This window comes from Ideonella flava, from assembly GCF_051857595.1.
Taxonomy (GTDB): domain Bacteria; phylum Pseudomonadota; class Gammaproteobacteria; order Burkholderiales; family Burkholderiaceae_C; genus Ideonella.
In genome coordinates this window covers 107870-133091 of sequence record NZ_JBPZHD010000002.1, presented here as the reverse complement: position 1 = coordinate 133091, position 25222 = coordinate 107870, and the positions used below count along the sequence as shown (strand labels likewise).

General features: G+C 71.2%; 22 protein-coding genes and 1 tRNA gene. 12 read left to right on the top strand and 11 right to left on the bottom strand.

Annotated features, from left to right (window positions below):
• Positions 1-73: 73 nt before the first annotated feature.
• Together ACS5PM_RS04435 and ACS5PM_RS04430 are read right to left on the bottom strand one after the other, a co-directional pair.
• Positions 74-1948 carry a tetratricopeptide repeat protein gene (locus ACS5PM_RS04435; protein WP_439385877.1) on the bottom strand — a complete coding sequence of 625 codons (1875 nt, stop codon included), beginning with the start codon at positions 1946-1948 and terminating at the stop codon, positions 74-76.
• 190 nt (positions 1949-2138) lie between these two features.
• Positions 2139-3515 carry an aminotransferase-like domain-containing protein gene (locus tag ACS5PM_RS04430; RefSeq protein ID WP_439385875.1) on the bottom strand — a complete coding sequence of 459 codons (1377 nt, stop codon included), beginning with the start codon at positions 3513-3515 and terminating at the stop codon, positions 2139-2141.
• Positions 3516-3810: 295 nt separating this feature from the next.
• Between ACS5PM_RS04430 and ACS5PM_RS04425 the strand changes: the two genes are divergently transcribed.
• The 10 genes from ACS5PM_RS04425 to ACS5PM_RS04380 are packed head-to-tail and all read left to right on the top strand — an operon-like array spanning position 3811 to position 12013.
• Positions 3811-4293 (top strand): MSMEG_0572/Sll0783 family nitrogen starvation response protein, encoded by a 483-nt coding sequence (locus ACS5PM_RS04425; RefSeq protein WP_439385873.1) that lies wholly within the window; start codon positions 3811-3813, stop codon positions 4291-4293.
• 4 nt (positions 4294-4297) lie between these two features.
• A complete protein-coding gene (locus ACS5PM_RS04420; protein ID WP_439385871.1) occupies positions 4298-5260 on the top strand; it encodes a Nit6803 family nitrilase in 963 nt (320 codons plus the stop codon).
• 13 nt (positions 5261-5273) lie between these two features.
• Entirely contained in the window at positions 5274-6377 is a 1104-nt protein-coding gene (locus ACS5PM_RS04415) for an MSMEG_0568 family radical SAM protein (protein ID WP_439385869.1), read from the top strand.
• Between the two features lie 20 nt (positions 6378-6397).
• Positions 6398-6988, top strand: a complete 591-nt coding sequence (locus tag ACS5PM_RS04410) for an MSMEG_0567/Sll0786 family nitrogen starvation N-acetyltransferase (protein ID WP_439385867.1) — start codon at positions 6398-6400, stop codon at positions 6986-6988.
• Entirely contained in the window at positions 6985-7992 is a 1008-nt protein-coding gene (locus tag ACS5PM_RS04405; protein ID WP_439385865.1) for a sll0787 family AIR synthase-like protein, read from the top strand. Before ACS5PM_RS04410 ends, ACS5PM_RS04405 begins: the two co-directional genes overlap by 4 nt.
• Complete coding sequence (locus tag ACS5PM_RS04400) at positions 7989-9131, top strand: MSMEG_0565 family glycosyltransferase (protein WP_439385863.1); 1143 nt, start codon at positions 7989-7991, stop codon at positions 9129-9131. Before ACS5PM_RS04405 ends, ACS5PM_RS04400 begins: the two co-directional genes overlap by 4 nt.
• A gap of 12 nt (positions 9132-9143) precedes the next feature.
• Positions 9144-9437 (top strand): MSMEG_0570 family nitrogen starvation response protein, encoded by a 294-nt coding sequence (locus ACS5PM_RS04395; protein ID WP_439385861.1) that lies wholly within the window; start codon positions 9144-9146, stop codon positions 9435-9437.
• A gap of 35 nt (positions 9438-9472) precedes the next feature.
• Complete coding sequence (locus ACS5PM_RS04390) at positions 9473-10768, top strand: MSMEG_0569 family flavin-dependent oxidoreductase (protein WP_439385859.1); 1296 nt, start codon at positions 9473-9475, stop codon at positions 10766-10768.
• A gap of 5 nt (positions 10769-10773) precedes the next feature.
• Complete coding sequence (locus ACS5PM_RS04385) at positions 10774-11637, top strand: Pnap_2097 family protein (protein WP_439385857.1); 864 nt, start codon at positions 10774-10776, stop codon at positions 11635-11637.
• Between the two features lie 52 nt (positions 11638-11689).
• The gene (locus ACS5PM_RS04380) at positions 11690-12013 is read left to right on the top strand and encodes a hypothetical protein (protein ID WP_439385855.1); all 324 of its coding nucleotides are present in this window, start codon (positions 11690-11692) and stop codon (positions 12011-12013) included.
• A gap of 321 nt (positions 12014-12334) precedes the next feature.
• Here the strand turns inward: ACS5PM_RS04380 and ACS5PM_RS04375 are convergent.
• The 5 genes from ACS5PM_RS04375 to hemC form a co-directional block, all read right to left on the bottom strand.
• A tRNA-Arg gene (locus tag ACS5PM_RS04375) sits at positions 12335-12411 on the bottom strand.
• An 82-nt stretch (positions 12412-12493) separates the two neighbouring features.
• Entirely contained in the window at positions 12494-13741 is a 1248-nt protein-coding gene (locus ACS5PM_RS04370; RefSeq protein WP_439385853.1) for a heme biosynthesis HemY N-terminal domain-containing protein, read from the bottom strand.
• A gap of 14 nt (positions 13742-13755) precedes the next feature.
• Positions 13756-14928, bottom strand: coding sequence for a uroporphyrinogen-III C-methyltransferase (locus ACS5PM_RS04365; RefSeq protein ID WP_439385851.1), 1173 nt, complete (start codon positions 14926-14928; stop codon positions 13756-13758).
• Positions 14929-15030: 102 nt separating this feature from the next.
• Positions 15031-15813, bottom strand: coding sequence for a uroporphyrinogen-III synthase (locus tag ACS5PM_RS04360; RefSeq protein WP_439385849.1), 783 nt, complete (start codon positions 15811-15813; stop codon positions 15031-15033).
• A complete protein-coding gene (hemC, locus tag ACS5PM_RS04355) occupies positions 15813-16781 on the bottom strand; it encodes a hydroxymethylbilane synthase (protein ID WP_439385846.1) in 969 nt (322 codons plus the stop codon). The genes ACS5PM_RS04360 and hemC overlap by 1 nt, the downstream gene beginning before the upstream one ends.
• A gap of 101 nt (positions 16782-16882) precedes the next feature.
• On the opposite strand from hemC, the gene ppc reads away from it, so the two are divergent.
• Positions 16883-19726 (top strand): phosphoenolpyruvate carboxylase, encoded by a 2844-nt coding sequence (ppc, locus tag ACS5PM_RS04350; protein WP_439385844.1) that lies wholly within the window; start codon positions 16883-16885, stop codon positions 19724-19726.
• A 129-nt stretch (positions 19727-19855) separates the two neighbouring features.
• On the opposite strand, the gene ACS5PM_RS04345 is transcribed toward ppc, so the two are convergent.
• The 3 genes from ACS5PM_RS04345 to ACS5PM_RS04335 are packed head-to-tail and all read right to left on the bottom strand — an operon-like array spanning position 19856 to position 22894.
• A complete protein-coding gene (locus ACS5PM_RS04345) occupies positions 19856-21070 on the bottom strand; it encodes a hypothetical protein (RefSeq protein WP_439385842.1) in 1215 nt (404 codons plus the stop codon).
• A complete protein-coding gene (locus ACS5PM_RS04340) occupies positions 21060-21833 on the bottom strand; it encodes a LytR/AlgR family response regulator transcription factor (protein ID WP_439385840.1) in 774 nt (257 codons plus the stop codon). Before ACS5PM_RS04340 ends, ACS5PM_RS04345 begins: the two co-directional genes overlap by 11 nt.
• A 2-nt stretch (positions 21834-21835) precedes the next feature.
• On the bottom strand, positions 21836-22894 hold the full coding sequence (locus ACS5PM_RS04335) for a sensor histidine kinase (protein WP_439385837.1): 1059 nt from the start codon (positions 22892-22894) through the stop codon (positions 21836-21838).
• Between the two features lie 193 nt (positions 22895-23087).
• Between ACS5PM_RS04335 and argH the strand changes: the two genes are divergently transcribed.
• Positions 23088-24518, top strand: a complete 1431-nt coding sequence (gene argH / locus ACS5PM_RS04330; RefSeq protein ID WP_439385835.1) for an argininosuccinate lyase — start codon at positions 23088-23090, stop codon at positions 24516-24518.
• Between the two features lie 47 nt (positions 24519-24565).
• Here argH and ACS5PM_RS04325 read toward each other — a convergent pair whose 3' ends face one another.
• Positions 24566-25021, bottom strand: coding sequence for a hypothetical protein (locus ACS5PM_RS04325; protein WP_439385833.1), 456 nt, complete (start codon positions 25019-25021; stop codon positions 24566-24568).
• Between the last annotated feature and the right edge of the window lie 201 nt (positions 25022-25222).

Genomic DNA, 25222 nt, shown 5'->3' with positions numbered 1-25222 from the left:
GCCCAGCGGTAGCAGGACGTGCCGACGCCGACCGAAGATTGACCAGGCCATGGACGGTGGCGCCTTCAGGCCGTCATCTCTGCTGCGCGCCTTCCGGGCTGCCAGCCGCCCGTGAATCCGGGTTGCGGCGCTGCATGTCCTTGATGAAGGGCTCCGCCGCCTCCAGGCCCTGGTGGTACGCCACCTTCTGCATCACGCGCTGCTTGTCGATCGTCCATTCCTTGGACGGCGTGTCGGACGCAGGATGAAGCCGCATCTCGGCGAGGATGTCTTCGCGGCTCACGCCGGCCTCGAGGCGGCCCTGCCAGCGCCTCGCCCACAGGGCCATCCGCTCGTCGCCGGCGCTCTGCGCCAGCAAGCCGAGCGTCCGGTCCGCCTCGTCGGCGTCGCCGCCGTAGGCGATCGCCAGCGCCGCGGATGGGGCGAGAGTGTCAGCTTCGCGCGCGGCCTGCCAGGCCGAAACGAAGCCCTGCAGTGCAGCGCTGCCGGGCTCGCCGCCGCCGGCCAGCTCGGCCTGGAAGGCGGCGAAGGCGGCTTCGACCGATCGGGGATCCAGGGCCCGCGCAGTCTGCAGATGTTGTTGCGCGGCCCGCAGATGGTCGCGCCTTGCCACGTCCTCCTCGCGCTCGGAGAGACGCAGGTGCGCCATGCCGAGCAGATACCGGGCCTCGAAGTTGGCGGCGTCCTTCTGCAGCACGGCCTCCAGCGAGGGCAGGGCCTCTCGGGGATCTCCCCAGGCGATGCGCGCACGGCTCGAGGCGAGGCGGGCCAGCTCGTCCTGCGGGAATCGTGCCGCCAGCTCGGTGACCTGCTTCAGCAGCAGCCCTCCGGCCTGCCGGCTCGGACACGCCTTCAGGGCGGCATCCGTCACGATGAGTTCATCCGTCGCTCGCGGCAAGCTGCGCAGCCGCACCCGCGCAGCAGGAACAGACGGGTAGGCCACCCGCAGCACCTCCACCCCTCGGCCGTAGCGCCACATCAGCTTGCCGATGTCGGAGGCCTTCAGATCGAATGCACGTTCGAAGGCCACCGTCGGGCCGACGTCCCCGCCAACCAGCGCGAGGTACCGGCTCAGGCGCTTGCGCCTGTCCTCGGACGACAGCGCGTAGTGCGTCAACAGCCAGGACTTCGCCTCGAACTCCAGGCGCACGCCGGCGTCGCCGGCGTAGTTGCGGGCATTGGCGACCCGGTTCTCCAGCACGTCTTCGTATTCGAGGCTGTACCTTCTTCCCTCGCCGAGGAACCTCAGGTACTCGGCGATGGGACCGGGCATCCGGCCCACCACCATCTGTTCTCCGGAGAACCGCACGCTGGAGAAGTACTGCGCGAAGCCGGCGATGAACCACGCAGGGGTTCGAATGTCGGTATGGCGATGGAGGAAGTGCCGCGCATACGCCTCGAAGGCATACGACAGCGTGTCGTTCAGCGCGGACTTCTCCAGTTGCTCGTCACGCAGGCCGGTGATCCGTTCCAGGTACACGCCGAAGCCATGCACGCCCGCGGCGCAGCTGCTGTAGAGGCCGACAGCGTCGGCCGGCAGGCCGTCGTCGATCCTGCCCAGGTCCGACGGCCGGGACTGGAAGTACAGCGTCAGCTTCGGCTCCGGCCGGTCGGCAGCGCCGTCGCGCTCGGTGTAGACACGCAGCAGGTGGTCCAGCTTCTCCAGGTTTTCCAGCAGGCTGGTGAGGTCTTCCTCCCGGGCGTCGGAGTACGCGACAAGGTGCTGGCTCTCGCCGCGAATCCACTTGGAGACCTCGCCTTTCCTGGCGACTACCTCTATGCGCTGCGAATCCGTGCGGGCGGGCTCCTGGGCTTCGGCGGAAACCGCCCCAAGGAGGCAGAGGCCGCTGACCAGCGCGTTCACGAAGGATCTCCCTCGCATGGGTTCTGCTCTCGGCATCGCCGACCCTCCGAACGAATGACTATTGTGGAGGGACGAAATGTACAAGCGCGCCCCTGAACGCCACCCTCGCCGGGCATGTCGACCGATCACCTCGAACGCATGGACGGTTTCATGTCCCGCCTGCAGACGCAGGGTCGGCGGGCGGCTGGCGCCTGCCCTCGCGGTCATCGCGAGGGAGGGTCATCCACAACACTGCCATGCAGGCGATCGTCGATTGAAGAATCACGGGGCTTGGCTACGAGGACACGGCGCTGTCGCCCACGACCTGCGCGACCGCCTGCAGCGCACGCACGCAATCGTCGCGGGTCAGGGCCCCGCCCAGGCACAGTCGCAAGCCCGCCGGCGGGTCGCGATCGGTCGAGAAGGCCGTCGCGGACACCGCGGCCACGCCCCACTGTTGCAGGCGGCCCGCGACGCCGGTGCAGCCTTCCTCGCAGTCCGGCACGGGCAACCAGGCATGGAATCCGTACGGCTGCGTGCGCACGCCCACGGGCCCCAGGTGCTCCCGCACGAGGGCTGCGCGCGCGCGACACTCCTCGCGCAGCGCCACCAGCACGCGTTCGCCCAGCCCCTGCTCCAGCCACCGGGTGACCAGGGCGTTCGTCCAGGGCGACGCCATCACCGTGGTCGCGCGCAGCGCACCCGCCACGCGCTGGTGTGCCGCGGCGTTGGGTGAAACGACATAGGCGGTGCGCAGCCCGGCGCCCAGCCACTTCGACAGCCCGCTGAGGTAGTACGTCAAGCCTGGCGCCAGCTCGCCCAGCGGCGGCGGGATGGCGGGAGGCAGCATGCCGTAGGCGTCGTCCTCGATGATGGGGACGCTGTAGCGCAGCGCGATGTCGGCGATGCGTTCGCGGCGGCGGATCGGCAGCGTCGCCGTCGTCGGGTTGTGCAGGTTCGGGCACAGGTACAGCGCCCCGATGGCCATGGATTTGCACGCGTGCTCGAACGCCTCCGGGTCCAGCCCCTGTGCATCGATGTCCAGCGGCTGGAGCTGCAGGCCCAGCTGCGCGGCGATCGCCTTGATGCCCGGATAGGCCAGGCGTTCCACCGCCAGGCTCTGGCCCGGCCGCACGAGCAGCGACACCAGGGCGAGCAGGATCGCGTGGATGCCCGGTGCGATCAGCACCCGCTCGACCGGCGCCTCAGGCAGCCACTGCGCGAGCCACTGCGCCGCGACGGCGCGGTCATGGGGCGTGCCGCCGAAATCCTGGTAGCGCATCAGGTCCGGCACGTGCGCCGACTGGATCAGCGTGACCGCCTCCTGCCTCAGCTCCTCCAGCACGGGATGGTCGTTCAGCTCGGGCGGCAGGTTCATGGTCATCTCGGCTCCGGTGCCCGCGCGCAGCGGCAAGCCGATGAACGAGCCGCGGGTGAAGGTGCCCAGCCCCGGGCGCGAGGCGATCAGGCCACGCTCGCGCGCCAGCGCGATGCCGCGCACGACGGTCGTGTAGTCGAGCGTCAGGTCGCGCGCCAGGTCGCGCAGCGGCGGCAGCCGCTGCCGCGGCGCGAGCCGGCCGAGCCGCAGGTCGTCGGCGATCAGCTCGGGGATGAGCTGGTAGGCCGGGATCCCGCCCTGCGCCAGACGGCGCTTCCAGTGATCAAAGGTCATGCGGGTCGCCTTGTGCTGACGCCAACACTAGCAAGCTGCGGGCCCCGTGGAGGCGCCTGGGGCGCCTTGCAATGGTGCCCCCGCCCCATTGATTGGGTGCATTGATTGGATTTCGCGCCTGGCGCGGTGCCGAACGCGACGGCTGCGGACCTGCCCGCTTCCCTCTCGCGCTGCCTCGATTGATCGCACCTTGGTTGCACGGCCGGCGCCAAGCGTGGCACGGGCTTCGCAACGAGACAGGCCGTGAACGCCGACGAGGCGGCCACGCGACGCTCAACCACCGCAGAGGACTGCCATGCCCAAGGTCACCCATCCCGCCGCCCAGAAGGGCGATTTCCTGGTCGACTATGAAGAGAAGGTCTTCGAGGACGTGAAGGCCGAGCCCGGCGAGAAGGCGCTGGTCACCTTCCACACCGTGGCCTTCGAAGGCTCGATCGGCTTCGTCAACCTGCTGCAGGCCACCCGGCTGCAGCGCAAGGGTTTCGAGACCTCGATCCTGCTCTACGGCCCGGGGGTGACGCTGGGCGTCAAGCGCGGCTTCCCGAAGCTGGGCGACGCGGCCTTCCCGGGCCACCAGAACTTCAACGAGCAGATCGCCAAGTTCATCGCCGAAGGCGGCAAGGTCTACGCCTGCCGCTTCGCGCTGCAGGCGCTGTACGGCCATGGCGAAGGCGCGCTGATCGAAGGGATCCGCCCGATCAATCCGCTCGACGTGCTCGACATCGTGCTGCTGCACCGCAAGCAGGGCGCATTCATCCTCGACACCTGGACGCTGTAGCGCCATGGTTCGCGTCGCCGCGGCGCAGATCGCGCCGGACCTGGACTCCGCCGACGGCACGCTGGCCCGCGTGCTGGAGACGATGCGCGATGCCGCGCGACGCGGTGTCGAGCTGATCGTCTTCCCCGAGACCTTCGTCCCCTACTACCCGTACTTCAGCTTCGTGCTGCCGCCGGTGCAGCAGGGCACACCGCACCTGCTGCTGATGGAACGCGCGCCCGCCGTGCCGGGCCCGGTCACCGACGCCGTGGGCGCCGCCGCGCGCGAACACGGCATGGTGGTGGTGCTGGGCGTCAACGAGCGCGACCACGGCAGCCTCTACAACACGCAGCTGGTCTTCGACGCCGACGGCACGCTCAAGCTCAAGCGCCGCAAGATCACGCCCACCTACCACGAGCGCATGGTCTGGGGCCAGGGCGACGGCTCCGGCCTCGTCGCGGTCGACACCCGGGTCGGTCGCGTCGGCGCGCTCGCCTGCTGGGAGCACTACAACCCGTTGGCGCGCTACGCGCTGATGGCCGAACACGAGCAGATCCACTGCGCGCAGTTCCCGGGCTCGCTGGTGGGCCCGATCTTCGCCGACCAGATGGGCGTGACGATCCGCCACCACGCGCTCGAATCGGGCTGCTTCGTCGTCAACGCGACGGGCTGGCTGACCGACGCGCAGATCCGCAGCGTCACGGCGGACGAGAAGCTGCAGGGCGCACTGCGCGGCGGCTGCCACAGCGCCATCGTCTCGCCCGAAGGCAGGTACCTCGCCGAGCCGCTGACCGAGGGCGAGGGCCTGGTCGTCGCCGACCTCGACATGGCGCTGATCGCCAAGCGCAAACGCATGATGGATTCGGTCGGCCACTACGCTCGGCCCGAGCTGCTGTCGCTGGCGATCCGCCGCGAGGCCGCCACCTTCACCACGCCGATGAAGCCGCCGCCGGCCGCCGCAGAAGAACCGGCCGAGCCGGCCGCCTGAACCAGGAGCCCCCATGCAAGCCCCACGCGAACTGCTCACCGAACTCCAGACGCGCGGCATGCGCGTGGCCGACCCGAGAGCCGCGTCCGGCAGCCGCCGCGGCGGCGCCGGCCCGTCGGACCACCAGGCCGTGACGGTGGACGGCGTGACGCTGATGATCCCGGTGCACACGGCGGCGGCCTTCGATTCGCCCTTCGTGCTCGACACGCCGGGCGGCGACGGACGCGCCACGCTGCGCCGCAACGCCATCCCGATCGCGCAGGTGACGCTGAACAAGACGCCGCGCTTCTACTCACGCTCCACCGCCGACGGCGTGCCCTATTCGCACATCGCCACGCTGCACGGCACCGACGTGCTCGCCACCACGGTGCTGCAGACCTGCATCCGCTACGAAAGCCGGCGCAAGGCCTGCCGCTTCTGCGCGATCGGCCAGTCGCTCGCAGCCGGCCGCACGATCGAGCGCAAGACGCCGGCACAGCTTGCCGAGGTGGCCCAGGCCGCGGTCGAGCTCGACGGCGTCAGGCACATGGTGCTCACCACGGGCACCCCGCCCACGCCCGACCGCGGCGCGGCACTGCTGTGCGAGAGCGCCGCCGCGATCAAGGCGGCCGTCGACCTGCCGCTGCAGGGCCAGTGCGAGCCGCCGGACAGCGATGCCTGGTTCCAGCGCATGAAGGACGCCGGCATCGACACGCTGGGCATGCACCTCGAGGTCATCGGCGACGAACTGCGCCAGCGCGTGCTGCCCGGCAAGAACGAGGTGCCGATGGCGCGCTACTGGCAGGCCTTCGAGGCCGCCGTCGCGGTGTTCGGCCGCGGCCAGGTCAGCACCTACCTCCTGGCCGGGCTGGGCGACAGCGCCGCGCTGATCCTCGCGACCAGCCGGCGCCTGCTGGAGCTGGGCGTCTACCCCTTCGTCGTGCCCTTCGTGCCGATCAGCGGCACGCCGCTGGAAAGCCATCCCGCTCCCGACGCCGGCTTCATGCGCAGCGTGCTGGAGCCGCTCGGCGACATGGTGGCCCAGGCCGGCCTGCGTGCCGCCGACATCAAGGCCGGCTGCGGCAAGTGCGCTGCGTGCTCGACGCTGTCGCGCTACGAGACGCCGCTGGCCGCCTGACGCTTGCGGGAGCACACGCGATGACGACCCTCCACGCACTTCACGCCGAAACGTTCTGCGAGCTGCCGCAAGGCTTCACGCCTGCCGAATTCCGCATCTGCTGGGCGGACGGGGCGTGGATGCTGCGCGAGGCCCAGGCCTTGCGGCACCAGGTCTTCTGCGTCGAGCAGGGGCTGTTCGGCGGCGCCTCAGGCTCGGACGTCGACGAGATCGACCGCCACGGCGCGCAGGTCCGAACGCTGGCCGCGCTGAGCTGCCAGGCTGGGCAGTACGACGAGCTGGTCGGCACCGTGCGCATCCACGAAGCGGCGTCCGGCCTGTGGTGGGGCTCGCGGTTGGCGATACGGCGCCACTGGCGCGGCCAGGCGCAGCTCGGCAGCGCACTCATCCGGCTGGCGGTCAGCAGCGCGCATGCGCTCGGCTGCCGCGAGTTTCTCGCCCACGTGCAGGCGCAGAACGTGCCGCTGTTCGAGCGGCTGCACTGGCATACGCACGACCGCATGGAACTGCACGGCCGGCCGCACGCCCTGATGAGCGCGACTCTGGCGGCCTACCCGCCCTGCCACACGCCGTACACCGGCTTCGTGCTGACGCCGGACAAGCCGTCGTGAGCACCGACCTCCAGGCCCTCTGCGACGCGCTGCGCGCGAGCCGCGGCTTCGCGCACAAGCGCGACATAGGCGCGGTGCTCGGCAGGCTCGGCCCGCAGACCACCGGCACCAGCCTGCCCAACGGCGACGACTGCGCGGTGCTGCCCGAGCCGGGCGGCAGCGGCCACCTGCTGCTGGCGATCGAAGGCCTGGTCGCCGACTTCGTGCAGGCGATGCCCTGGTTCGCCGGCTACAGCGCGGTGATGGTCAACCTGTCGGACATCGCGGCCATGGGCGGCCGGCCGATCGCGGTGGTCGATGCCTTGTGGAGCGCCGAGGCCGCGGTCGCGGCCGAAGTGATCGACGGCATGCAGGCGGCGGCTGCGCGCTACGGCGTGCCGCTGGTCGGCGGCCACACCAACCTGCGTGCGGCGCAGGCCCAACTGGCGGTGGCGGTGCTCGGGCGCGCGAATGCGCTGATCAGCAGCTTCGCGGCGCTGCCGGGCGACCGACTGCTGATGGCGGTCGATCTGCGCGGGCGCTGGATGGACCCTTTCCCCTTCTGGAACGCCTCCACCGAGGCGCCGCCGCAGCGGCTGCGCGACGACCTGGCGCTGTTGCCGGAGCTGGCCGAGCAAGGTCTGCTGGGCGCCGGCAAGGACATCAGCATGGCTGGCGTCCTGGGCACGCTGCTGATGCTGTGCGAGTGCTCCGGCGTGGGCGCCAGGGTCGACCTGTCGCGGCTGCCGAGGCCTGCGGCGACCGTCGACGGCGACGGCGATGCCCTGCTGCGCTGGCTGTGCGCGTTCCCCAGCTTCGGCTACCTGCTCGCGGTGCCCGCCGGGCGAGCTGGCGCGGTCCGAGCGCGTTTCGCTGCCCGTGACATCGCCTGCGCCGACATCGGCGAGATCGTGGCCGGCAGCCAGGTCAGCGTCGGCGACGGCGCCGGCGACGAGCGGCAGCTTCTGTGGGACTTCGCCGACGCCGGCTTCATCACCGGCGCGGCGCGGGAGCCCGGGAGATGACCCGCCTCGCGCTGCTGACCCATTCGGTGCTGCCACGCGGCGGCGTCGTGCACACCCTCGCGCTGGCCGATGCGTTGGTCGAGCGTGGCCATGCGGTGACGGTGCTGGCGCCGGTCCAGCCGGGCCAGTCGCTGTTCCGCCAGACGCGGGCCGCCACGGTGCTGCTGCCCATGGCGACGCCGAGCGGCCCGCTGGTCGAGCAGGTGCGCCAGCGCATCGGCGCGCTGGTGGACGCGCTGCCTGCGGCGCTAGCAGCCGGCCGCTTCGAGCTGCTGCATGCGCAGGACAGCCTGAACGGCAACGCGCTGGCCGAACTGAGCACACGCGGCGTCGTTTCGGCCCCCTGGGTCCGCACGGTCCACCACCTCGACGACTTCGACGCGCCCGAACTCGGCGTCTGGCAGGCCCGCGGCTGGCAGGCGAGCCATGCGGTCGGCTGCGTCAGCGATTTGTGGCAGCGCCACTTCGAGCAGGTCCTGCGCCGGCCGGCCGAGCGGCTCCTCAACGGCGTAGACCTGCAGCGCTTCACGCCCCGCGGCCACCGGCCCGATGCCGCTGGCGACTACGTGCTCGCACTGGGCGGCGTCGAGGCGCGCAAGAACACACCGCGCCTGCTCGACGCCTTCGCGGCGTTGCGCCGCGACGATCCTCATGCGCGCACGCTGCGCCTGGTGGTCGCCGGAGGCGCGAGCCTGCTGGACCATCGCGGCGCGCTGAGCGAATGGCATGAGACGCTGGCACGCTGCGGCCTGTCCGAAGGGCCGGGCAGCACGGTCGAGCGCCTCGGCCCGATCGACGACGCGCGGGTGCCCGAGCTGCTGCGTGGCGCTCGCGCCGTGGCGATGCCGTCGTTGGTCGAGGGCTTCGGGCTGGTCGCACTGGAGGCACTGGCCTGCGGCACGCCGGTGCTGGTGTCGGAGCGCCCGCCTTTCACCGAGCACCTGCGGGGCTGCGCCCAGGTGGCCTGGTGCGACCCGCTCGACGTCGGGTCGATCGCGCGCGGGCTGGCCGACGCGATTCGCATCCCGCACGTGGAGGAGCCGCCCGAGGTGTGCCGGCGCCACGACTGGCGCCGCAGCGCCACCCGCCACGAGGCCTGGTATGCCCAGGTGCTCGCCGCCCATCGAATCCCCGCCTGACGAGAGAAACCCATGCCTGCCATCCACTACACCGTCCGCTGGCCCGACGCGCGCGAGACCGTCTGCTACAGCCCGTCGCTCATCGTGCAGGAACTGCTGCCGCAGGACCGCGCGCTGCCGCTGCCCGAGTTCATGCGCCGCGTGCGCGAGGCCACGGCGATTGCGAACGAGCGGGTGCAGGCGAAGTACGGCTTCGTCTGCTCGCGCGCCAACGACCAGCTGGCCGTGCTCGAGAACCTGTCCCGTGCCTTCGCCGGCCAGCCCGATGCACTGGTGCAGGTCACCGGCTTCAGCGCCGCCGACTGAGCCCCTCCCCACCCCCATTGCCACGGAGCTCCACCATGACCCCAGCCCAGACGCTCGCCGAGCACTACCCCGTCGTCGTGATCGGCGCCGGGCAGGCCGGCCTGTCCGCCAGCCACTACCTGCAGCAGGCGGGCATCGCGCACGTGCTGCTCGAGAAGCGGCGCATCGCTCAATCGTGGCGCCAGGACCGCTGGGACAGCTTCTGCCTCGTCACGCCGAACTGGCAGTGCCGGCTGCCCGACTTTCCCTATGCCGGGCCGGATCCCAAGGGTTACATGCTGAAGGACGAGATCGTCGCCTACCTCGAGGCCTTCGCGGCGAAGATCCGCCCGCCGGTGCTCGAGGGCGTCGCCGTGACGCGGCTGTCGCGCGACGCGAGCGGCGCCTTCGACGTCGAGACCTCGGTCGGCCGCTGCCGCGCCGACCACGTCATCGTCGCCACCGGCGGCTACGACATCCCGATCGTGCCGCCCGGCGCACACGGGCTCTCAACGGCCGTCACGCAGCGGCACTCGGTGGACTACCGCAACCCGGATCAGCTGCCGCCGGGCGCGGTGCTGGTGGTCGGCTCGGGCCAGTCTGGCGTGCAGATCATGGAGGACCTGTTCATCGCCGGGCGGCAGGTGCATCTCGCGGTGGGCTCCGCGCCGCGATCGCCACGCATGTACCGCGGCCGGGAATCCACCGAGTGGCTGCACGAACTGGGCTTCTACGAGCTGACCGTCGACCGCCATCCGCTGCGCGACGAGGCACGCCACAAGACCAACCACTACATGTCCGGCCGCGACGGCGGGCACGAGATCGACCTGCGCCGGTTCGCGCTGAAGGGCGTGAAGCTGTACGGTTCCTTCGCCGATGCGCAAGGCAACACGGTGCGCTTCGTGCCCGACCTGACGAAGAACCTGGACGACGCCGACGAGGTCTACTGCGGCATCCGCCGCGACATCGATGCCTACATCGCCCGCGCGGGCATCGATGCCCCGGCGGAAGCGCCGTTCGAGAAGGCCTGGGCGCCGGCGCAGGATCCGACGTCCCTCGACCTGGAGGCGGCCGGCATCACCAGCATCGTGTGGGCGATCGGCTTGCGCGCCGACTACCGCTGGATCGACCTGCCGGCGTTCGACGGCCGCGGGCATCCGACCTTCAAGCGCGGCGTCTCGCCGGTGAGCGGACTCTATTTTCTCGGCCTGCCCTGGCTGAACACCTGGGGCTCGGGCCGCTTCCTCGGCGTCGCCGACGATGCGCGGCACCTGGTCGACACCATCGTGCAGCGCCGGGCCGCGCCTGGCCGCGCCGAGCTTGCCGAGCCCTGCGTGGCGGCGCCCGCCTGACGACGATGGGTTGGGACCGCTTCGCTCCCCTGTCGACGGAGGTGCCGCTGGCCACGACGCCACCCAGCGCAAGCGCCCAGCGCAGCCGCACCAGCCTGCTGCTCGGCATGCCGCAACTGGATGCCTGCGGCCTGTCTGAGAACTGGCTGCAGAAGACCTGCGGCGACCGGCACTGGCAAGCGCTGGCGCGGCTGATCGGCCGGCGCCCGGCCGACTGGCGCGACACGCGGGGCAACCGGGTCTATGCCGCCTTCGGCTATCTGCGCCTGTCGCACGCCCGGCTGGAAACGGCGCAGGAGGGACGGCGCCTCGCAATCGCGACGGAGTTGCAGGCGGCCGGCCGCAGCCAGGTGCACAGCCGGCACCGGCTGTCGACGCAGGGGCGACCGATCGGGGTGCTGGACCTGCTGTCCAGCTTCGTCGCCCGGGAGGCGTCGTGCAGCAACCGCAAAGTGCGGCGCATAGAAGGCCTGCTGCCCGTCGTCGACCCCGACGCCGACGCCGCAGCGACGCAACAGCGCGCGCGAGCGCTGCGCGCGTCGTTGGACGTGGCTGCCGAGCCCGGGCTACCCGCGCTCGTCGTCCACCCCTGCCCGCGCCACGACTTCAACGGCGCCGGGCTGCTGTACTTCGCCAGCTTCGGCGCCTGGGTCGATCGCGCGCTCTGGCAGTGGGGCCGCCTGACGCCTGGGCTGCGCGTGCGCGAACGCGAATGCGCCTTCCTCGGCAACGCCGATCCGGGCGAGGCGATGCGCGTGCGCCTCGTCTCGGCCGAGTCGGATGGCGGGACGATCCGATGGAGGGTGCGGCTCTCGACAGTCGCCGAAGAGCGGCCGCTGGCCGTCACCGTGCTCGTGGCGCACGGGTGACACGCTGCCGGCGCCGCTGCCCGGCGCGCCGATCGACCTGCGCCTGGTCACCGTGTCGGGCCCGTTCTCGGGCATCGAGGCGGCGCGCACCTGCGGCCGGCGCTGGCTCTACCCGTTGTCACTGGGCCAGGTGCCGCTGAGCTGCCTGATAGCAACCGGGCCGAAATGGGGCGACATCACTTTCTCGTCGCCCTTCATCCTCGAGCCCGATACGTTGTCCAACCGCGTCAGCCAGCACCTGAAGATCGACACCGACGAGCGCGGCACATGCCGGGCCAACGCCGATGGTCGCTGCATCGACAGCGACGAGATCTTCTCGCTGGCCGAACAGCGCTGCCCGGTGCCCGACGCCGATCCTCGTGTCACCCGCGTCTAGATCGCCGCCGGGCATGTCGAGATCGTCGGTGACAAGCACATCGCGCCGAACAAGCTGATCGAGGTGCTGCAGCAGCAGGGGATGGTGCTGGCCCCCTCGCCGCAGCGGCAGGCTGCCTTCGAGCGGTTGCTGGCGCGGTTGTACGGTCAACGCTAGCCGCACCCCGTCCGGACGTGACTTTGAAAGTCAACGGCATGTCATCCCAGGCGGTCCCTGGCGATGCCTCGCCTTCCTCCCACCGGGTGGGTCCCTGGGTGGCCCACTGGCGCCTGAAAAGACAAACGGGTTAGCCCCTTGAGAGAGCTAACCCGTTGTCTTGATTGGTGCGGCTGGCAGGATTCGAACCCACGACCCCTTGGTTCGTAGCCAAGTACTCTATCCAACTGAGCTACAGCCGCTGAGCCTCGCAGTATAGCAAGGATTTTCAGTATTCTGCAATGCGTGGCGAAAATCGCTTCGAACGTCCGCGCCGGACGGCGGTCACTCGACCGCAGCCGCGCGCTGGTCGTAGCCCTGCGCATGCTCGTTGCGGCCCTCTTCGCGGGCGATGGCGGAAAGGCAGCGCAGGGCCTGGCGGCGCACGGGGGCCGGCAGGGACGCCGCAGTGGCTGTCTGCTCGAGCAGGCGCATGGCCTTGCCCCAGAGCTGGCGATCGGCGAAGGCCATCGCGGCCGCCGCCACCAGGGGCGGCTCGTGGCCATGCACCGCGAGCGCCGATTCGATGCGGGGCAGCCAGTCGCTGCCGATGCCGGGCGCGCAGGCCACCAGCGCGAGCGCCAGTTCGCGGCGGTCGTCGGCGCCGGCATTCCCGATCGCATCCCACGCCGGCTGCAGCCATTGGCGGCCTTGTTCGGCGTGGTCCAGCGCCTGGGCACGGCGCGCGGCGCGAGAAACGACGAAGGCATCGCGCCGGTCGACGGCGTCTAGCTCGGACCAGACCCGGCGCAGTTGCTCGATGTCGAACGCCTGTTCGATGGCCTCGATGGCCAGCGAGCGCAGCAAGGATTGCGCAGCCGGCGCCGAGAAACCCTGGTGCTTGGCGAGCAGCCGGGCCGTCTGCAAGGCGTCCAGCGGGCGCCGCTGCTGCCGCGCTGCCTGCAGCTTGAGCCGCAGTGCCTGCGTGCGGCGGGCGACGCCCGGGGGAAGCTCGGCCAGGAGCGCCAGGCCGCGCTCCGCATCCCTGTCCTCCAGGGCCCAGTCCGCGCCCAGCAGCTGCAAGCCATCGAAGGCCGTGCCCGATCCGACGCGGCCGCGCACCATCGCCAGCGCCGCGGCCATGCGCTCGTCGCGGCCGCGCTTGTCCTGCAGCCGGTGCAGGCCCGAGGCGGCGATCATCTCGGCCAGCACCGTGAACTGCAGGTCGTTGCGCAGCACGCCGCACAAGGCCTGCAGATCCAGCGCCCGCTGGGCCGCCCGCTGGGCTCTCGCATAGCGAGCAGCGAACAGCTCGGCCAGGGCCTCTCTCAAGGCGGCGCCGGCCGCACGCTCGCGCTTGAGCTCACGCCACTCGCGCGCCCGCGTCGGCAGGCTCAGGAAGGCCTGGGTCGCCTGCATCGCCGCGAAGACGATGAAGATCGAGCCGATCAGCACCAGCAGGAACAGGTTGAGCGACATGTCCACGCGCCACTGGCCGTAGAACAGGGACACGAGCGCGTCGTTCTGCCCGAGCACCGTCGCGGCGACGACCGCGGCCGCGAAGAGCAGGACCAGCCAGATGACCGAGCGCATCCGTCAACCGCCCTTCAGCGTCCAGCGGACGCTGCGGCCAGCGCCGCCAGCGTCTCGTCCGGGCGCGGCAGGTTCACCTGGCGCGTCTGCCCGGCCACCTGGTGCAGCACCTCGATCGCGCCGGACACGCGCCGCGAACTGCGGTCGAAGTAACGCTCCAGTGCCGCCTGCGCCTGGGCCAGGTCGTTCTGCGCCTGGTCGAACTGGCGCGACAGCAGGGCCAGCCGGGCGTTCAGCAGCCGCAGCTTGAGGTTCTCGCGCAGGAAGTACGCCTGCTCGGGGGCGACCAGCATGGCCTCGGGCTGGTCGATGCGGGTCACCCGCACCAGCGACCGCACCTCGGCCCACACTTCGCTCGCGCTGCGCTGCCAGGCCTGGTCGACCCAGCCCAGCCAGCCGCTGAAGCCGGCAGCCGAGGCGGCTTGCGCTTCTCGTGCCGGTGCTGCCACGGCGCGTGCGGGGCCGCCGGCCGATGCCGGCTTGCGCTCGGGGTTGACGAGCAAGGGCAGTTCGTCGACCAGGCGGACCGCCTCGTCGAGCTTGATCGACAGGCTGGGCACGTCGGCGACGGAGACGGCGCGGACACGGTCGAGATCGCGCGCCACGGCGCGGCGCACCCGCTCCAGCCGGGGCTGGTTGTAGCGCGCCAGCCTTTCGTCCGCCTGGCGCAGCACCGCCACCAGCGGCTCGGCGCTGCCGGTGATGGCGGACTGTTGCTGCGCGACGCGCAAGGCTGCCTCGACATCCGCCAGCACGTTCTCGTCACGCGAGCGCGACAGCGACTGGATGAGCTCCTCGACCTGGCTGCGTTGCAGCGCGGTCTCGGCCACCCGGGCCTCCAGCAGGGCCAGCTTGCCGGCCGCGTCGGCCGCGGTGTCGTGCGCCTGGCGGGCCAGCAGGCGCGCCTCGGTGGATTGCTCCTGCGTGTTCTGCTGGCGGCGCACCAGTTCTTGCTCCAGCGCCTTGACGCGCTGCTGGGTGCTCCAGACGAGCGACAGGCTCACGACGCACGCGACCGTGAGCAGCAAGGCGCCCACAGGCAGCACGAGGCCGCGCAGGGCATGCGCATCGGGCGTGGTGGGGCGGGAGGCGACGGCCGGGGAAGCAGCAGGGCCGGAGGGCGCTGTCACCGCGGGTGCGGCGGCTGCCGGTGCCGGGGTCGGCGAGGGCAATTCAGGGGCATTCACGGTGTCGAAGGATTGTATCGACGGGTCCGCAGGGCCGATGCGGCCGCAGCGTCCGCGCCACAGTGGCGATGTCCGAATGGTGAGGATCGGTGACGGCGGGACTCAGAGCCCGGCCAGAGCCTCGGCCACGGCCTCCGGCGTGGGCCGCACGTCGACCACGCGCCCGAAGCCCAGTTGCCGGGCGCTGTTCGCGATGCGCGGATGCGAGGCCAGGGCGGTCGAGCCGGCCCAGGTTGCCGTGGGCGCCAGCGCCCGCAAGTGGTCGACCGCCTCCGAGCTGCTGAGCAGCCACGCCACCGCGGTCGGCTCGGCCAGCGCGCGCTCCAGCAGCTGTGTTTCGTGCGGGCCGAGCTGCGGCGGCCGGCGCGAATAGGACTGGACGAATTCGACCTGGGCGCCCGCGGCGCGCAGTTGCTCGGCCAGCCAGTCGCGCCCCCCGTCGCCTCGCACGATGGCCGCGCGCGCGCCGGCCCACGAACGCCTGTGCTCGAGCAGCGCCCACAGCGCTTCCGAGTCGAACTGCGCCGAGTCGGCGGCCGGCACCACGATGGCCTCTTCGGGCACGCCGGCCGCACGCAGGGCCGAAGCCGTGCCCGGGCCGGTCGCGCCGGCCCAGGTCGTGCCAGGCCATGGCCATCCCTGCGGCAGCACGTCGAACAACCCTTGCGCCGCGTTCGGGCTGACGAACATCACGAGCGCCGCGGGTCCGGGGGGGCCGCCGGCCAGCGTCCCGGCCCAGCGCTTCAACCCGGGGGCATCGGGCGCCGGCGCTATGTCGATGAGCGGCAGCAGGTCGGCCTGGACGCCCAGCGCCTGCAGCCGGCGCCGCCAGACCTCCCCCTGCGCCCGCGGGCGGGTGACGAGGGCCAGCCGACCTGTCGCCATCAGCCTGCCGTGGCCGCCGCCAGGTAGCGTGCCGCGCCGGCTTCGCCCAGGCGCGCGGCCGCATGCCGGCCCAGCGACTCGGCGGCCTCGGTGTCGGCCACTGGCCCGCGCACCTCCAGCATCAGCAGCGGCTGCAGCGGATCCGCGCCATGGCCGAGCGCCACGGCCAGGCGCAACTCGCCGCCCGCCTCGTCCCAGCGCGCATGGGCCGCCAGCGGAACCGAGCAGCTGCCCCCGAGCGAGCGCGAGACTGCGCGCTCGGCATGGGCCGCCAGCCAGGTGGGGCGGTGCGACAGGCGGCCCAGGGCGGAGGCCAGCTCGGCATCGTCGGAACGGATCTCCAGGCCCAGCGCGCCCTGGCCGGCGGACGGGATCATCTCGTCGGGCTCGAACACCGCACGGATGCGATGCGGCAGGCCCAGCCGCTTCAAGCCTGCGGCGGCCAGCACGATCGCGTCGTAGTAGCCTTCGTCCAGCTTGCGCAGCCGCGTGTCGAGGTTGCCGCGCAGGGGCTCTATGCGCAGGTCAGGACGCAGGGCCTTGAGCTGCACCACCCGGCGCAGGCTGGAGGTGCCGACCACCGCGCCTTCGGGCAGCGCCGCCAGTCGCTCGTACCTCGTCGAGACGAAGGCGTCGCGCGGATCCTCGCGCTCCAGGATCGCGGCGAGCGCGAAGCCCGGGGGCAGGTCCATCGGGACGTCCTTCAGCGAGTGCACCGCCAGGCGCGCGTGGCCGGCCTCCATCGCCGACTCCAGCTCCTTGACGAACAGGCCCTTGCCGCCGACCTTGGACAGCGTGCGGTCGAGGATCTGGTCGCCCCGGGTCGTCATGCCGAGCAGCTCGGCGGCCAAGCCCAGCTCCGAAGCGAGGCGGGCCTTGACATGCTCCGCCTGCCACAGGGCCAGGCGGCTCTCGCGGGTGGCGATGACGATGGGCTGGGCGGCTGGGGAGGCGGCTTCGGCAGACATGCGCAGGATTATCGCCAGCCCCGGGACAGGCCTCGAAAGCCAGCGCCCGAACTGATACCATAGGTCATTGGTAATTTGGTTACCTGAAGCCTGGAGCCACCATGCCTCGCGACGCCCGCCCCGCGCCCTCCACCCGCCGCAGCCCGGCGAAGGTACCTTCCTCCTCTGGGGCGGCACGCTCGGCGGCCGACGCCGCGGAGAAGAATCGGCCTCTCGTAGAGGATATTCGGTTACTCGGCAGGGTGCTGGGAGACGTGATCCGCGAGCAGGAGGGCCGCCAGGCCTTCGAGCTGATCGAGCGGGTACGCCAGCTCTCGGTGGCCTACCGGCTCAAGAAGGATGCCTCGGCCGGCCGCGTGCTCGACCGGCTGCTGAAGAACCTCTCGGCCGACCAGACGGTGAGCGTCATCCGGGCCTTCAGCTACTTCTCGCACCTGGCCAACATCGCCGAGGATCGCCACCACGTGCGCCGGCGCACCCACCACGAGGCCGAGGGCCACCTGCACGAGGGCTCGCTCGCCTACTGCTTCGAGCGGCTGGCCAAGGCCGACCACCGCGGCGCCGACGTCGCGGCCCTGCTGGAGCGGGCCTACATCTCGCCGGTGCTCACCGCCCACCCCACCGAGGTGCAGCGCACCAGCATCCTGGACGCAGAGCGCAGCATCGCCAACCTGATCGGCCAGCGCGACGAACTCAAGAGCGAGCGCGACCTGCACGAGAACGAGCAGATGATCCGCGCCCGCGTCACCCAGCTGTGGCAGACGCGCATGCTGCGCACCGCCAAGCTGCGGGTCTCCGACGAGATCGAGAACGCGCTGTCCTACTACCACGCCACTTTCCTGCGCCAGATCCCGCGCATGTACCGCGAGATCGAGGAGGCGCTGCAGGGCCATCCGGTGCCGTCCTTCTTCCGCATGGGCCACTGGATAGGCGGCGACCGCGACGGCAACCCGAACGTGACGGCCGAGACCCTGAGGCTGGCCCTGGCTCGCCAGTCGGAAACCGCGCTGCGCCACTACCTGACCGAGGTGCACTCGCTCGGCGCCGAGATGTCGATGTCGGCCATGCTGGCGCCGGTCACGCCCGAGATGCAGGCCCTGGCCGAAAGCTCGCCGGACAAGAACCCGCACCGCGAGGACGAGCCGTACCGGCGCGCGCTGATCGGCGTCTATGCACGCCTGGCCGCCACCCTGCATGAATTGACGGGCACCGAGGCCCTTCGCCACGCGGTCGCCCCGCAGGATCCCTACCCCAACGCCGAGGCCTTTGCGGCCGACCTGGCCGTCATCGAACGTTCGCTGCGATCGCACCATGCCGACGCGCTGGTCGCGCCGCGCCTGGCGCCGCTGCAGCGTGCGGTCCAGGTCTTCGGCTTCCACCTGGCCACCGTCGATCTGCGCCAGAGCTCCGACCAGCACGAAGCCGTGGTGGCCGAGCTGCTGCGCATCGCGCGCGTCGAGCCCGACTACGCGAGCCTGGGCGAGGAGGAGCGCCGCTCCCTGCTGCTGCGCCTGCTCGACGACGCCCGTTCGCTGCGCGTGCGGGGGGCCGACTACTCCGCCCTGGCCCAGGGCGAGCTGGCCATCTTCGAGACGGCGTCCGAGATGCGCCGGCGCTTCGGCCAGGCCGCCATCCGCCACTACATCATCTCGCACACCGAGACGGTGAGCGACTTGCTGGAGGTGCTCCTGCTGCAGAAGGAGGCCGGGCTGATGCGCGGCACCCTGAACGACCACGGCGTGGCCGACCTCATCGTCGTGCCGCTGTTCGAGACCATCGCCGACCTGCGCAATGCCGTATCGATCATGCGCGAGTTCTACGCCCTCCCCGGCATCACCGCGCTGGTGGCGCGCGGCGGCGGCGAGCAGGACGTGATGCTGGGCTATTCCGACAGCAACAAGGACGGCGGCTTCTTCACCAGCAACTGGGAGCTCTACCGCGCGGAGATCGCGCTGGTCGAGATGTTCGACCCCCTGGAGGAGGAGCACGGCATCAAGTTGCGCCTGTTCCACGGCCGCGGCGGCACGGTCGGCCGAGGCGGCGGCCCGAGCTACCAGGCCATCATGGCCCAGCCCCCGGGCACGGTGAAGGGCCAGATCCGCCTGACCGAGCAGGGCGAAGTGATCGCCTCGAAATACGCCCACCCGGAGATCGGCCGGCGCAACCTCGAGACGCTCGTCGCCGCCACGCTGGAGGCCAGCCTCCTGCATCCGACCAAGGCCGCGCCCAGGGCCTTCCTGGAAGCGGCAGAGGCGCTGAGCCAGGCCAGCATGTCGGCCTACCGGCACCTGGTCTACGAGACCGATGGCTTCACCGACTACTTCTTCGCCGCCACGCCCATCCGCGAGATCGCCGAGCTCAACATCGGCTCCCGCCCGGCCTCGCGCAAGGCCACGCGGGCCATCGAGGACCTGCGCGCCATCCCCTGGGGCTTCTCATGGGGCCAGTGCCGCGTGGCGTTGCCCGGCTGGTGCGGCTTCGGCTCGGCGGTCGAGGCTTTCCTGGGGGACGGCGCCGAGCGCGCGACCCGGCTGGAGCTGTTGCAGCGCATGCACAAGCAGTGGCCCTTCTTCCGCACCCTGCTGTCCAACCTGGACATGGTGCTGGCCAAGAGCGACCTGCGCATCGCCGCGCGCTACGTCGAGCTGGTCGAGGACAAGCGCCTGGGCAAGCGGATCTTCGCTGCCGTGCGCGCCGAGTGGGACCGCACGCACGATGCCTTGGCGCTGATCACCGGCGAGGCCGAGCGCCTGCAAAGCAACCCGGCGCTGGCGCGCTCGATCGAGCACCGCTTCCCTTACCTGGATCCGCTGAACCACCTGCAGGTCGAGCTGATGCGGCGCTACCGCCGCCGCCGCGAGGGCGACCCGGCGAACGATCGCCTGCAGCGCGGCATCCACCTGTCCATCAACGGCATCGCCGCTGGCCTGCGAAACACCGGCTGAATGGGGCCCCCACGCCCCCTGCCGGGGGCTGCCCCCCGGGGGGCCGCGCAGCGGACCGGCGTAGCCGGATCCGCGCACGCCCTTGGAGGCGAGCGGCGCTTCGCGCGCTCGATGAAACCCGCCATCGGATCACCGATCCGTCGGTGAAGTCGCCTGTTGCTGCTGCAGCGCATGGCGTGCCAGCGCGATTTCGGTGTCGGTGGTGATCAGCGCGGTCACGGCATCGATACGGCGCCAGGTTTCGCAGGCCTGGGCGAGCGTCATCGGCCCCTCCGAGGGCGAGATGAATCCGGTCGCATCGCCCAGGGCCTCCAGCAGTTCGCGCTGCTCGGCGTCCAGCGCGGTCACGCGGTCGGCATCCCAGCCGGTCCGGCGGCCGATGGAGATGCCGATGCCGCGTTCGATCAGCGTCTGGCCCTGGTCGACCAGGCGTTCGGCGATCAGGCCGCACTGCTGCTCGCGCAATGTGCCCATGCCCTGGGCAGGGCACAGGCGGGACACCTCGAGCGAGCCGACCGCCGTCAGGGCATTGCCCACCCCCAGCAGGTCGATCACCAGCACTTCACGCTCGACCGGCGACAGCGCCTGCAGCGCGGGGCTGCGTGCCAGGCGGGGCAGCTCGGCGCTGACCAGCCGGTTCGCGCCCGCCTGCGTCGCCCGCGCCATGGCCTCGCGCACACCGGCGACGTCACCGCTGTCCTGGGCGTGCGCCGCCAGCGCCAGCCAGGGCTGGATGTTGTCCGGATCGGCGGCGGCCCAGTGCTGCGGCGTGAAGGAGGAGCAGGCGGCGGGCGGCTCGGTCGAAGGGCTGGCGCACATCTGCGCGGCCAGGCCCGCGACCCGCAGATCCGAACCGGCGAGCGCTTCGCTCACCAGGTTGAGAAAGGCTTCGGGCGGGGGGGCCTCGTCCGGCGCTTTCGCCCGGGCGCCCAGCAGTTGGCCGGAGACACGCTCGAACGGATCCGACGAAGCCATGAGCAGGCGCGAGGCGTGCGCCAGCGCCGCCGGCCGCAGGCGGCGAAAGGCGCGGTCCACTGCATCGGCCGGCTGGCCGGCCAGGGCACGCCACGCCGGCGGGCAGGCGGCGTCGACCGGCTCGGCAGCGGTGCCCGATGCCGCCGCTGGAATGGAGGCCGGAGCCGACGCGGCCGACGCCGCCAGCTGAGCCGCCACGGCGCCCAGGGCTGCCGCTGCCATGTCGATGCCCGGCCCGGACGGCACCGACGAGGCGGTCTGCGAGTCATCGCGCAGCGCGACGATGGCGAGCCAGCCGAGTCCCAACGCCAGCACGCCGCCCGCGGCCCAGGCCGCGCGCCGCCGCCGGCGCGAGGCTTCAGCCGGCACGCGCGAGCACCTCGCGCACCTGGGGCAGCTGGCGGCGCGAGACCTGCAGCCACTCGCCGCCGGGCTCGACCTGCACGGCCCAGGTTTCCCCGCCTTCGTCCGCCTCGCCGTTGACCGGCGCCCGGCGCTCCAGGGCCCGCACCGCCGACTTCGCGACCACCATGCTGCGGTGGATGCGCACCACCGCCTCGCCCAGGCGCTGCTCCAGATCCGACAAGGCGTCGTCGAGCACGTAGCGATGCCTGGCGGTGACCAGCGTCACGTACTTCATCTCGGCGCGCAGGTAGACCACCTCGGACACGGGGATGCGCAGCACGCGGCCGCGGTCGCTCACCACCAGCGTCGGCACGTCGACCGTCTGCACGGGCGGGGCCACAGAGCTCGAGCGGCCCAGGCGCTGCTCCACGCGCACCAGCGCCTCCTGCAGGCGCGCGCGCCGGACCGGCTTGGTCAGGTAATCGACGGCATCGACCTCGAAGGCCTGCAGCGCATGCTCGGCGTGCGCGGTGACCAGCACCACCGCCGGAGCGACCGGCTGGTCGCGCAGGCGCTGGGCCAACGCCATGCCATCCATGCCCGGCATGTGGATGTCCAGCAGCACCGCGTCGACCTGCAGCCGGGCCAGGGCGTGCAGCGCTTCGGCGGCACTGCCGGCTTCGTCGACCACCGTGGCGCCCGGGTGGACGCAGTCGGCCAGCAGACCCCGCAGCCGCATGCGGGCCAGCGGTTCGTCGTCGACGATGAGGACGCGTAGTCGATCCATGTTCAGACGGGTATCCCGATGCTGACGCGGTAGCGGCCGTCCTCGGTCAGGCCGCTGCGGAAATCGGCGTCCAGATCATGCATCAGCCGCAGGCGTTCGCGGACGCTGGCAATGCCGATGCCATGGCCGGCCTTCGAGGGGCCGGACGCGACGGTGTTCGTCACCGAGATCAGCACCCGGTCGCGGCGGCGGCGGGTGCGGATCTCTATCGTTCCGCCCTTGTCGGCCGGCTCTATGCCGTGGCGCACGGCGTTCTCGATCAGCGGCTGCAGGGCCAGCGGCGGCAGCCGGGCCGCCGTCGCGTTGGCATCGAGATCCCATTCGACGTCGAGCCGGCGGCCAAAGCGCAGCTGCTCGATGGCGAGATAGCGCCGGCTCAACTCGATCTCGGCGCCGAGCGTGGTCGCCTGGTCCAGCGCGCCCAGCGCGGCGCGAAACAGGTCGGACAGGTCCTCCAGCACCTCCTCGGCGCGTTGCGGATCCAGCTGCACCAGGGCGATCGCGGTGTTGAGCGTGTTGAACAGGAAGTGCGGGCGAATGCGGGTCTGCAGGTCTGCCAGGCGGGCCGCGGCCGCGGCCGGCAGGCGAGCGCGTTCACGCCACCGTTCGTTCTGGAACACCAGCGCCGCCATCAAGGCGCCCGCCAAGGCCGGCGCCAGCGGGTGGGAGGCCGGCGAAGGCGCCATGCCGACGGAGGCCAGCGGCCACCACAGGGCCAGCGCGGCGGCGGCGCCGAACGCAGCGGCCACGCCCACCTGCAAAGGAGCTGCGGCCCGAGCGATCACGCGGCGCCCTGCACAGGCCACCAGCACCCACAGCAAGGTGGCCGGCACGGCCACGGTGGCGGCCGAGGCCAGCTCCTCCAGCCAGCCGAACAAGCTGTGGGCGCTGAACAGCAGGGCCGTGCCCAGCACCACCACGACCAGCAGCAGGGCCCTCAACATCGTGCCGCTGCGGCACAGGGGCAGCGGCTCGGGCCGGGAGGGGTCAGGGGCCGTGACGGCCTCGCGCAGGTCATCGAAGAGCGTGCTGGCGGTGCCGGTGTCTTGCGTCGGTCTCACGGCGGCCATTGTCGTCGGCGGGACCAGGCCGCTCGTCCCCGCGACTTCTAGAATCCAGGGTTTCCCTGACGGAACATCACATGCCCACCGCAACGCTCATCAGCGCGACGCCGGCCGAGCGCCGGGCCGCTCCCCAGCCGGCCGGCATCCCCTCGGGGGATCGGCCGATGTACTCATCGGACGAGGGGCTCCAATGACCCAACTCGACAAAAAGTCCCAGGCTTGGTCAGCCCTGTTCTCGGAGCCGATGAGCGAGCTGGTCAAGCGCTACACGGCCAGTGTCTCGTTCGACCAGCGCCTGTGGCGGGCCGACATCGAGGGCAGCCTGGCCCACGCCGCGATGCTCGCGCGCCAGGGGGTGATCGCCACGCAGGACCTGGCCGACATCGAGCGCGGCATGGCGCAGGTGAAGAGCGAGATCGAGAACGGCGAGTTCGTCTGGAAGGACGAGCTCGAGGACGTCCACCTGAACATCGAGGCCCGGCTGACCCAGCTGGTGGGCGATGCCGGCAAGCGCCTGCACACCGGCCGCTCGCGCAACGACCAGGTCGCCACCGACGTGCGCCTGTGGCTGCGCGGCGAGATCGATGCCATCGCGACCCTGCTGGCCGACATGCAGCGCGCGCTGATCTCGGTGGCTTCGCACCACACCGAGACGGTGATGCCCGGCTTCACCCACATGCAGGTCGCGCAGCCGGTCAGCTTCGCGCACCACCTGCTGGCCTACGTGGAGATGTTCGCCCGTGACGGCGAGCGGCTGGCCGACGTGCGCAAGCGCGTCAACCGCCTGCCACTGGGCGCCGCCGCCCTGGCCGGCACCAGCTACCCGCTGGACCGCGAAAGCGTGGCCCAGGCGCTGGGCTTCGACGGCGTTTGCCAGAACTCGCTGGATGCGGTGAGCGACCGCGACTTCGCGATCGAGTTCACCGCCTTCGCCTCGCTGGTCATGGTGCACGTCTCGCGCCTGGCCGAAGAGATCGTGCTGTGGATGAGCCAGAACTTCAGCTTCATCGACCTGTCGGACCGCTACTGCACCGGCTCGTCGATCATGCCGCAGAAGCGCAACCCGGACGTCGCCGAGCTGGCCCGCGGCAAGAGCGGCCGCGTCGTCGGCCACCTGATGGCGCTGATCACCCTGATGAAGGGCCAGCCGCTGACCTACAACAAGGACAACCAGGAAGACAAGGAGCCGCTGTTCGACACCGTGGACACGGTCAAGGACACGCTGCGCATCATGGCCGAGATGGTGGGTGGCGAGATCGATGCCGCCAACGGCACCCGTTCGGGAGGCCTCAAGGTCAAGGCCGAGGCCATGCAGTCCGCCGCCCGACGCGGCTACGCCACCGCGACCGACCTGGCCGACTACCTCGTCAAGAAGGGCCTGCCCTTCCGCGACGCGCACGAGGTGGTGGCCCACGCCGTCAAGGAGGCGCTCGGTCGAGGCGTGGACCTGTCGGAGCTGCCGCTGACAGCGCTGCAATCCCTGCATGCGAGCATCGGCGAGGACGTGTTCGAGGTGCTGAGCCTCACCGGCTCGCTCAACGCCCGCAACGTGATCGGCGGCACCGCTCCTCAGCAGGTGCGCGCGCAGATCGAAAGGCACCGCGCGCGGCTGGGGCACTGAGGGCATCCAGCTCGACCGCGTTCGGGATCAACCTCCCCCGCTCTGGCTCAAGCTCCCTTCCGTTCGGCCTGAGCCTGTCGAAGCCTTCGTGCTTCAGGCCTCTTCGACAGGCTCAGGGTGAACGGGTGGTGGGACGGCTCAACCTCCACCCCGTTCGGGCTGAGCCTGTCGAAGCCTTTGTGCTTCAGGCCCTTCGACAGGCTCAGGGCGAACGGGGGGTGGGATGCTCCAACCTCCAACCCGTTCGGGCTGAGCTCGTCGAAGCCTTTGTGCTTCAGGCCCTTCGACAGGCTCAGGGTGAACGGGTGGTGGGATGCTCCAACCTCCAACCCGTTCGGGCTGAGCTCGTCGAAGCCTTTGTGCTTCAGGCCCTTCGACAGGCTCAGGGTGAACGGATGGTGGGATGCTCCAACCTCCAACCCGTTCGGGCTGAGCTCGTCGAAGCCTTTGTGCTTCAGGCCCTTCGACAGGCTCAGGGCGAACGGGGGGTGGGATGGCTCCAACCTCCACGCCGTTCGGGCTGAGCTCGTCGATGCCTTTGTGCTTCAGGCCCTTCGACGGGCTCAGGTCGAACGGGTGGTGGGATGGCTCCAACCTCCACCCCGTTCGGGCTGAGCTCGTCGAAGCCTCCTTGCACGAGGCCCTTCGACAGGCTCAGGGTGAACGGGGGGTGAAATGCCTCCAACGTCCACGCCGTTCGGGCT

Excerpts from the sequence above, each read along its gene's own strand:
- ACS5PM_RS04360 (WP_439385849.1), bottom strand. The coding sequence starts at position 15,813 with ATGGCGACAGGTCGGCTGGCCCTCGTCACCCGCCCGCGGGCGCAGGGG.
- ACS5PM_RS04390 (WP_439385859.1), top strand. The coding sequence starts at position 9,473 with ATGACCCCAGCCCAGACGCTCGCCGAGCACTACCCCGTCGTCGTGATC.
- ACS5PM_RS04420 (WP_439385871.1), top strand. The coding sequence starts at position 4,298 with ATGGTTCGCGTCGCCGCGGCGCAGATCGCGCCGGACCTGGACTCCGCC.
- argH (WP_439385835.1), top strand. The coding sequence starts at position 23,088 with ATGACCCAACTCGACAAAAAGTCCCAGGCTTGGTCAGCCCTGTTCTCG.
- ppc (WP_439385844.1), top strand. The coding sequence starts at position 16,883 with ATGCCTCGCGACGCCCGCCCCGCGCCCTCCACCCGCCGCAGCCCGGCG.
- hemC (WP_439385846.1), bottom strand. The coding sequence starts at position 16,781 with ATGTCTGCCGAAGCCGCCTCCCCAGCCGCCCAGCCCATCGTCATCGCC.
- ACS5PM_RS04410 (WP_439385867.1), top strand. The coding sequence starts at position 6,398 with ATGACGACCCTCCACGCACTTCACGCCGAAACGTTCTGCGAGCTGCCG.
- ACS5PM_RS04370 (WP_439385853.1), bottom strand. The coding sequence starts at position 13,741 with ATGCGCTCGGTCATCTGGCTGGTCCTGCTCTTCGCGGCCGCGGTCGTC.
- ACS5PM_RS04395 (WP_439385861.1), top strand. The coding sequence starts at position 9,144 with ATGCCTGCCATCCACTACACCGTCCGCTGGCCCGACGCGCGCGAGACC.
- ACS5PM_RS04400 (WP_439385863.1), top strand. The coding sequence starts at position 7,989 with ATGACCCGCCTCGCGCTGCTGACCCATTCGGTGCTGCCACGCGGCGGC.
- ACS5PM_RS04385 (WP_439385857.1), top strand. The coding sequence starts at position 10,774 with ATGGGTTGGGACCGCTTCGCTCCCCTGTCGACGGAGGTGCCGCTGGCC.
- ACS5PM_RS04415 (WP_439385869.1), top strand. The coding sequence starts at position 5,274 with ATGCAAGCCCCACGCGAACTGCTCACCGAACTCCAGACGCGCGGCATG.
- ACS5PM_RS04430 (WP_439385875.1), bottom strand. The coding sequence starts at position 3,515 with ATGACCTTTGATCACTGGAAGCGCCGTCTGGCGCAGGGCGGGATCCCG.
- ACS5PM_RS04425 (WP_439385873.1), top strand. The coding sequence starts at position 3,811 with ATGCCCAAGGTCACCCATCCCGCCGCCCAGAAGGGCGATTTCCTGGTC.
- ACS5PM_RS04340 (WP_439385840.1), bottom strand. The coding sequence starts at position 21,833 with ATGGATCGACTACGCGTCCTCATCGTCGACGACGAACCGCTGGCCCGC.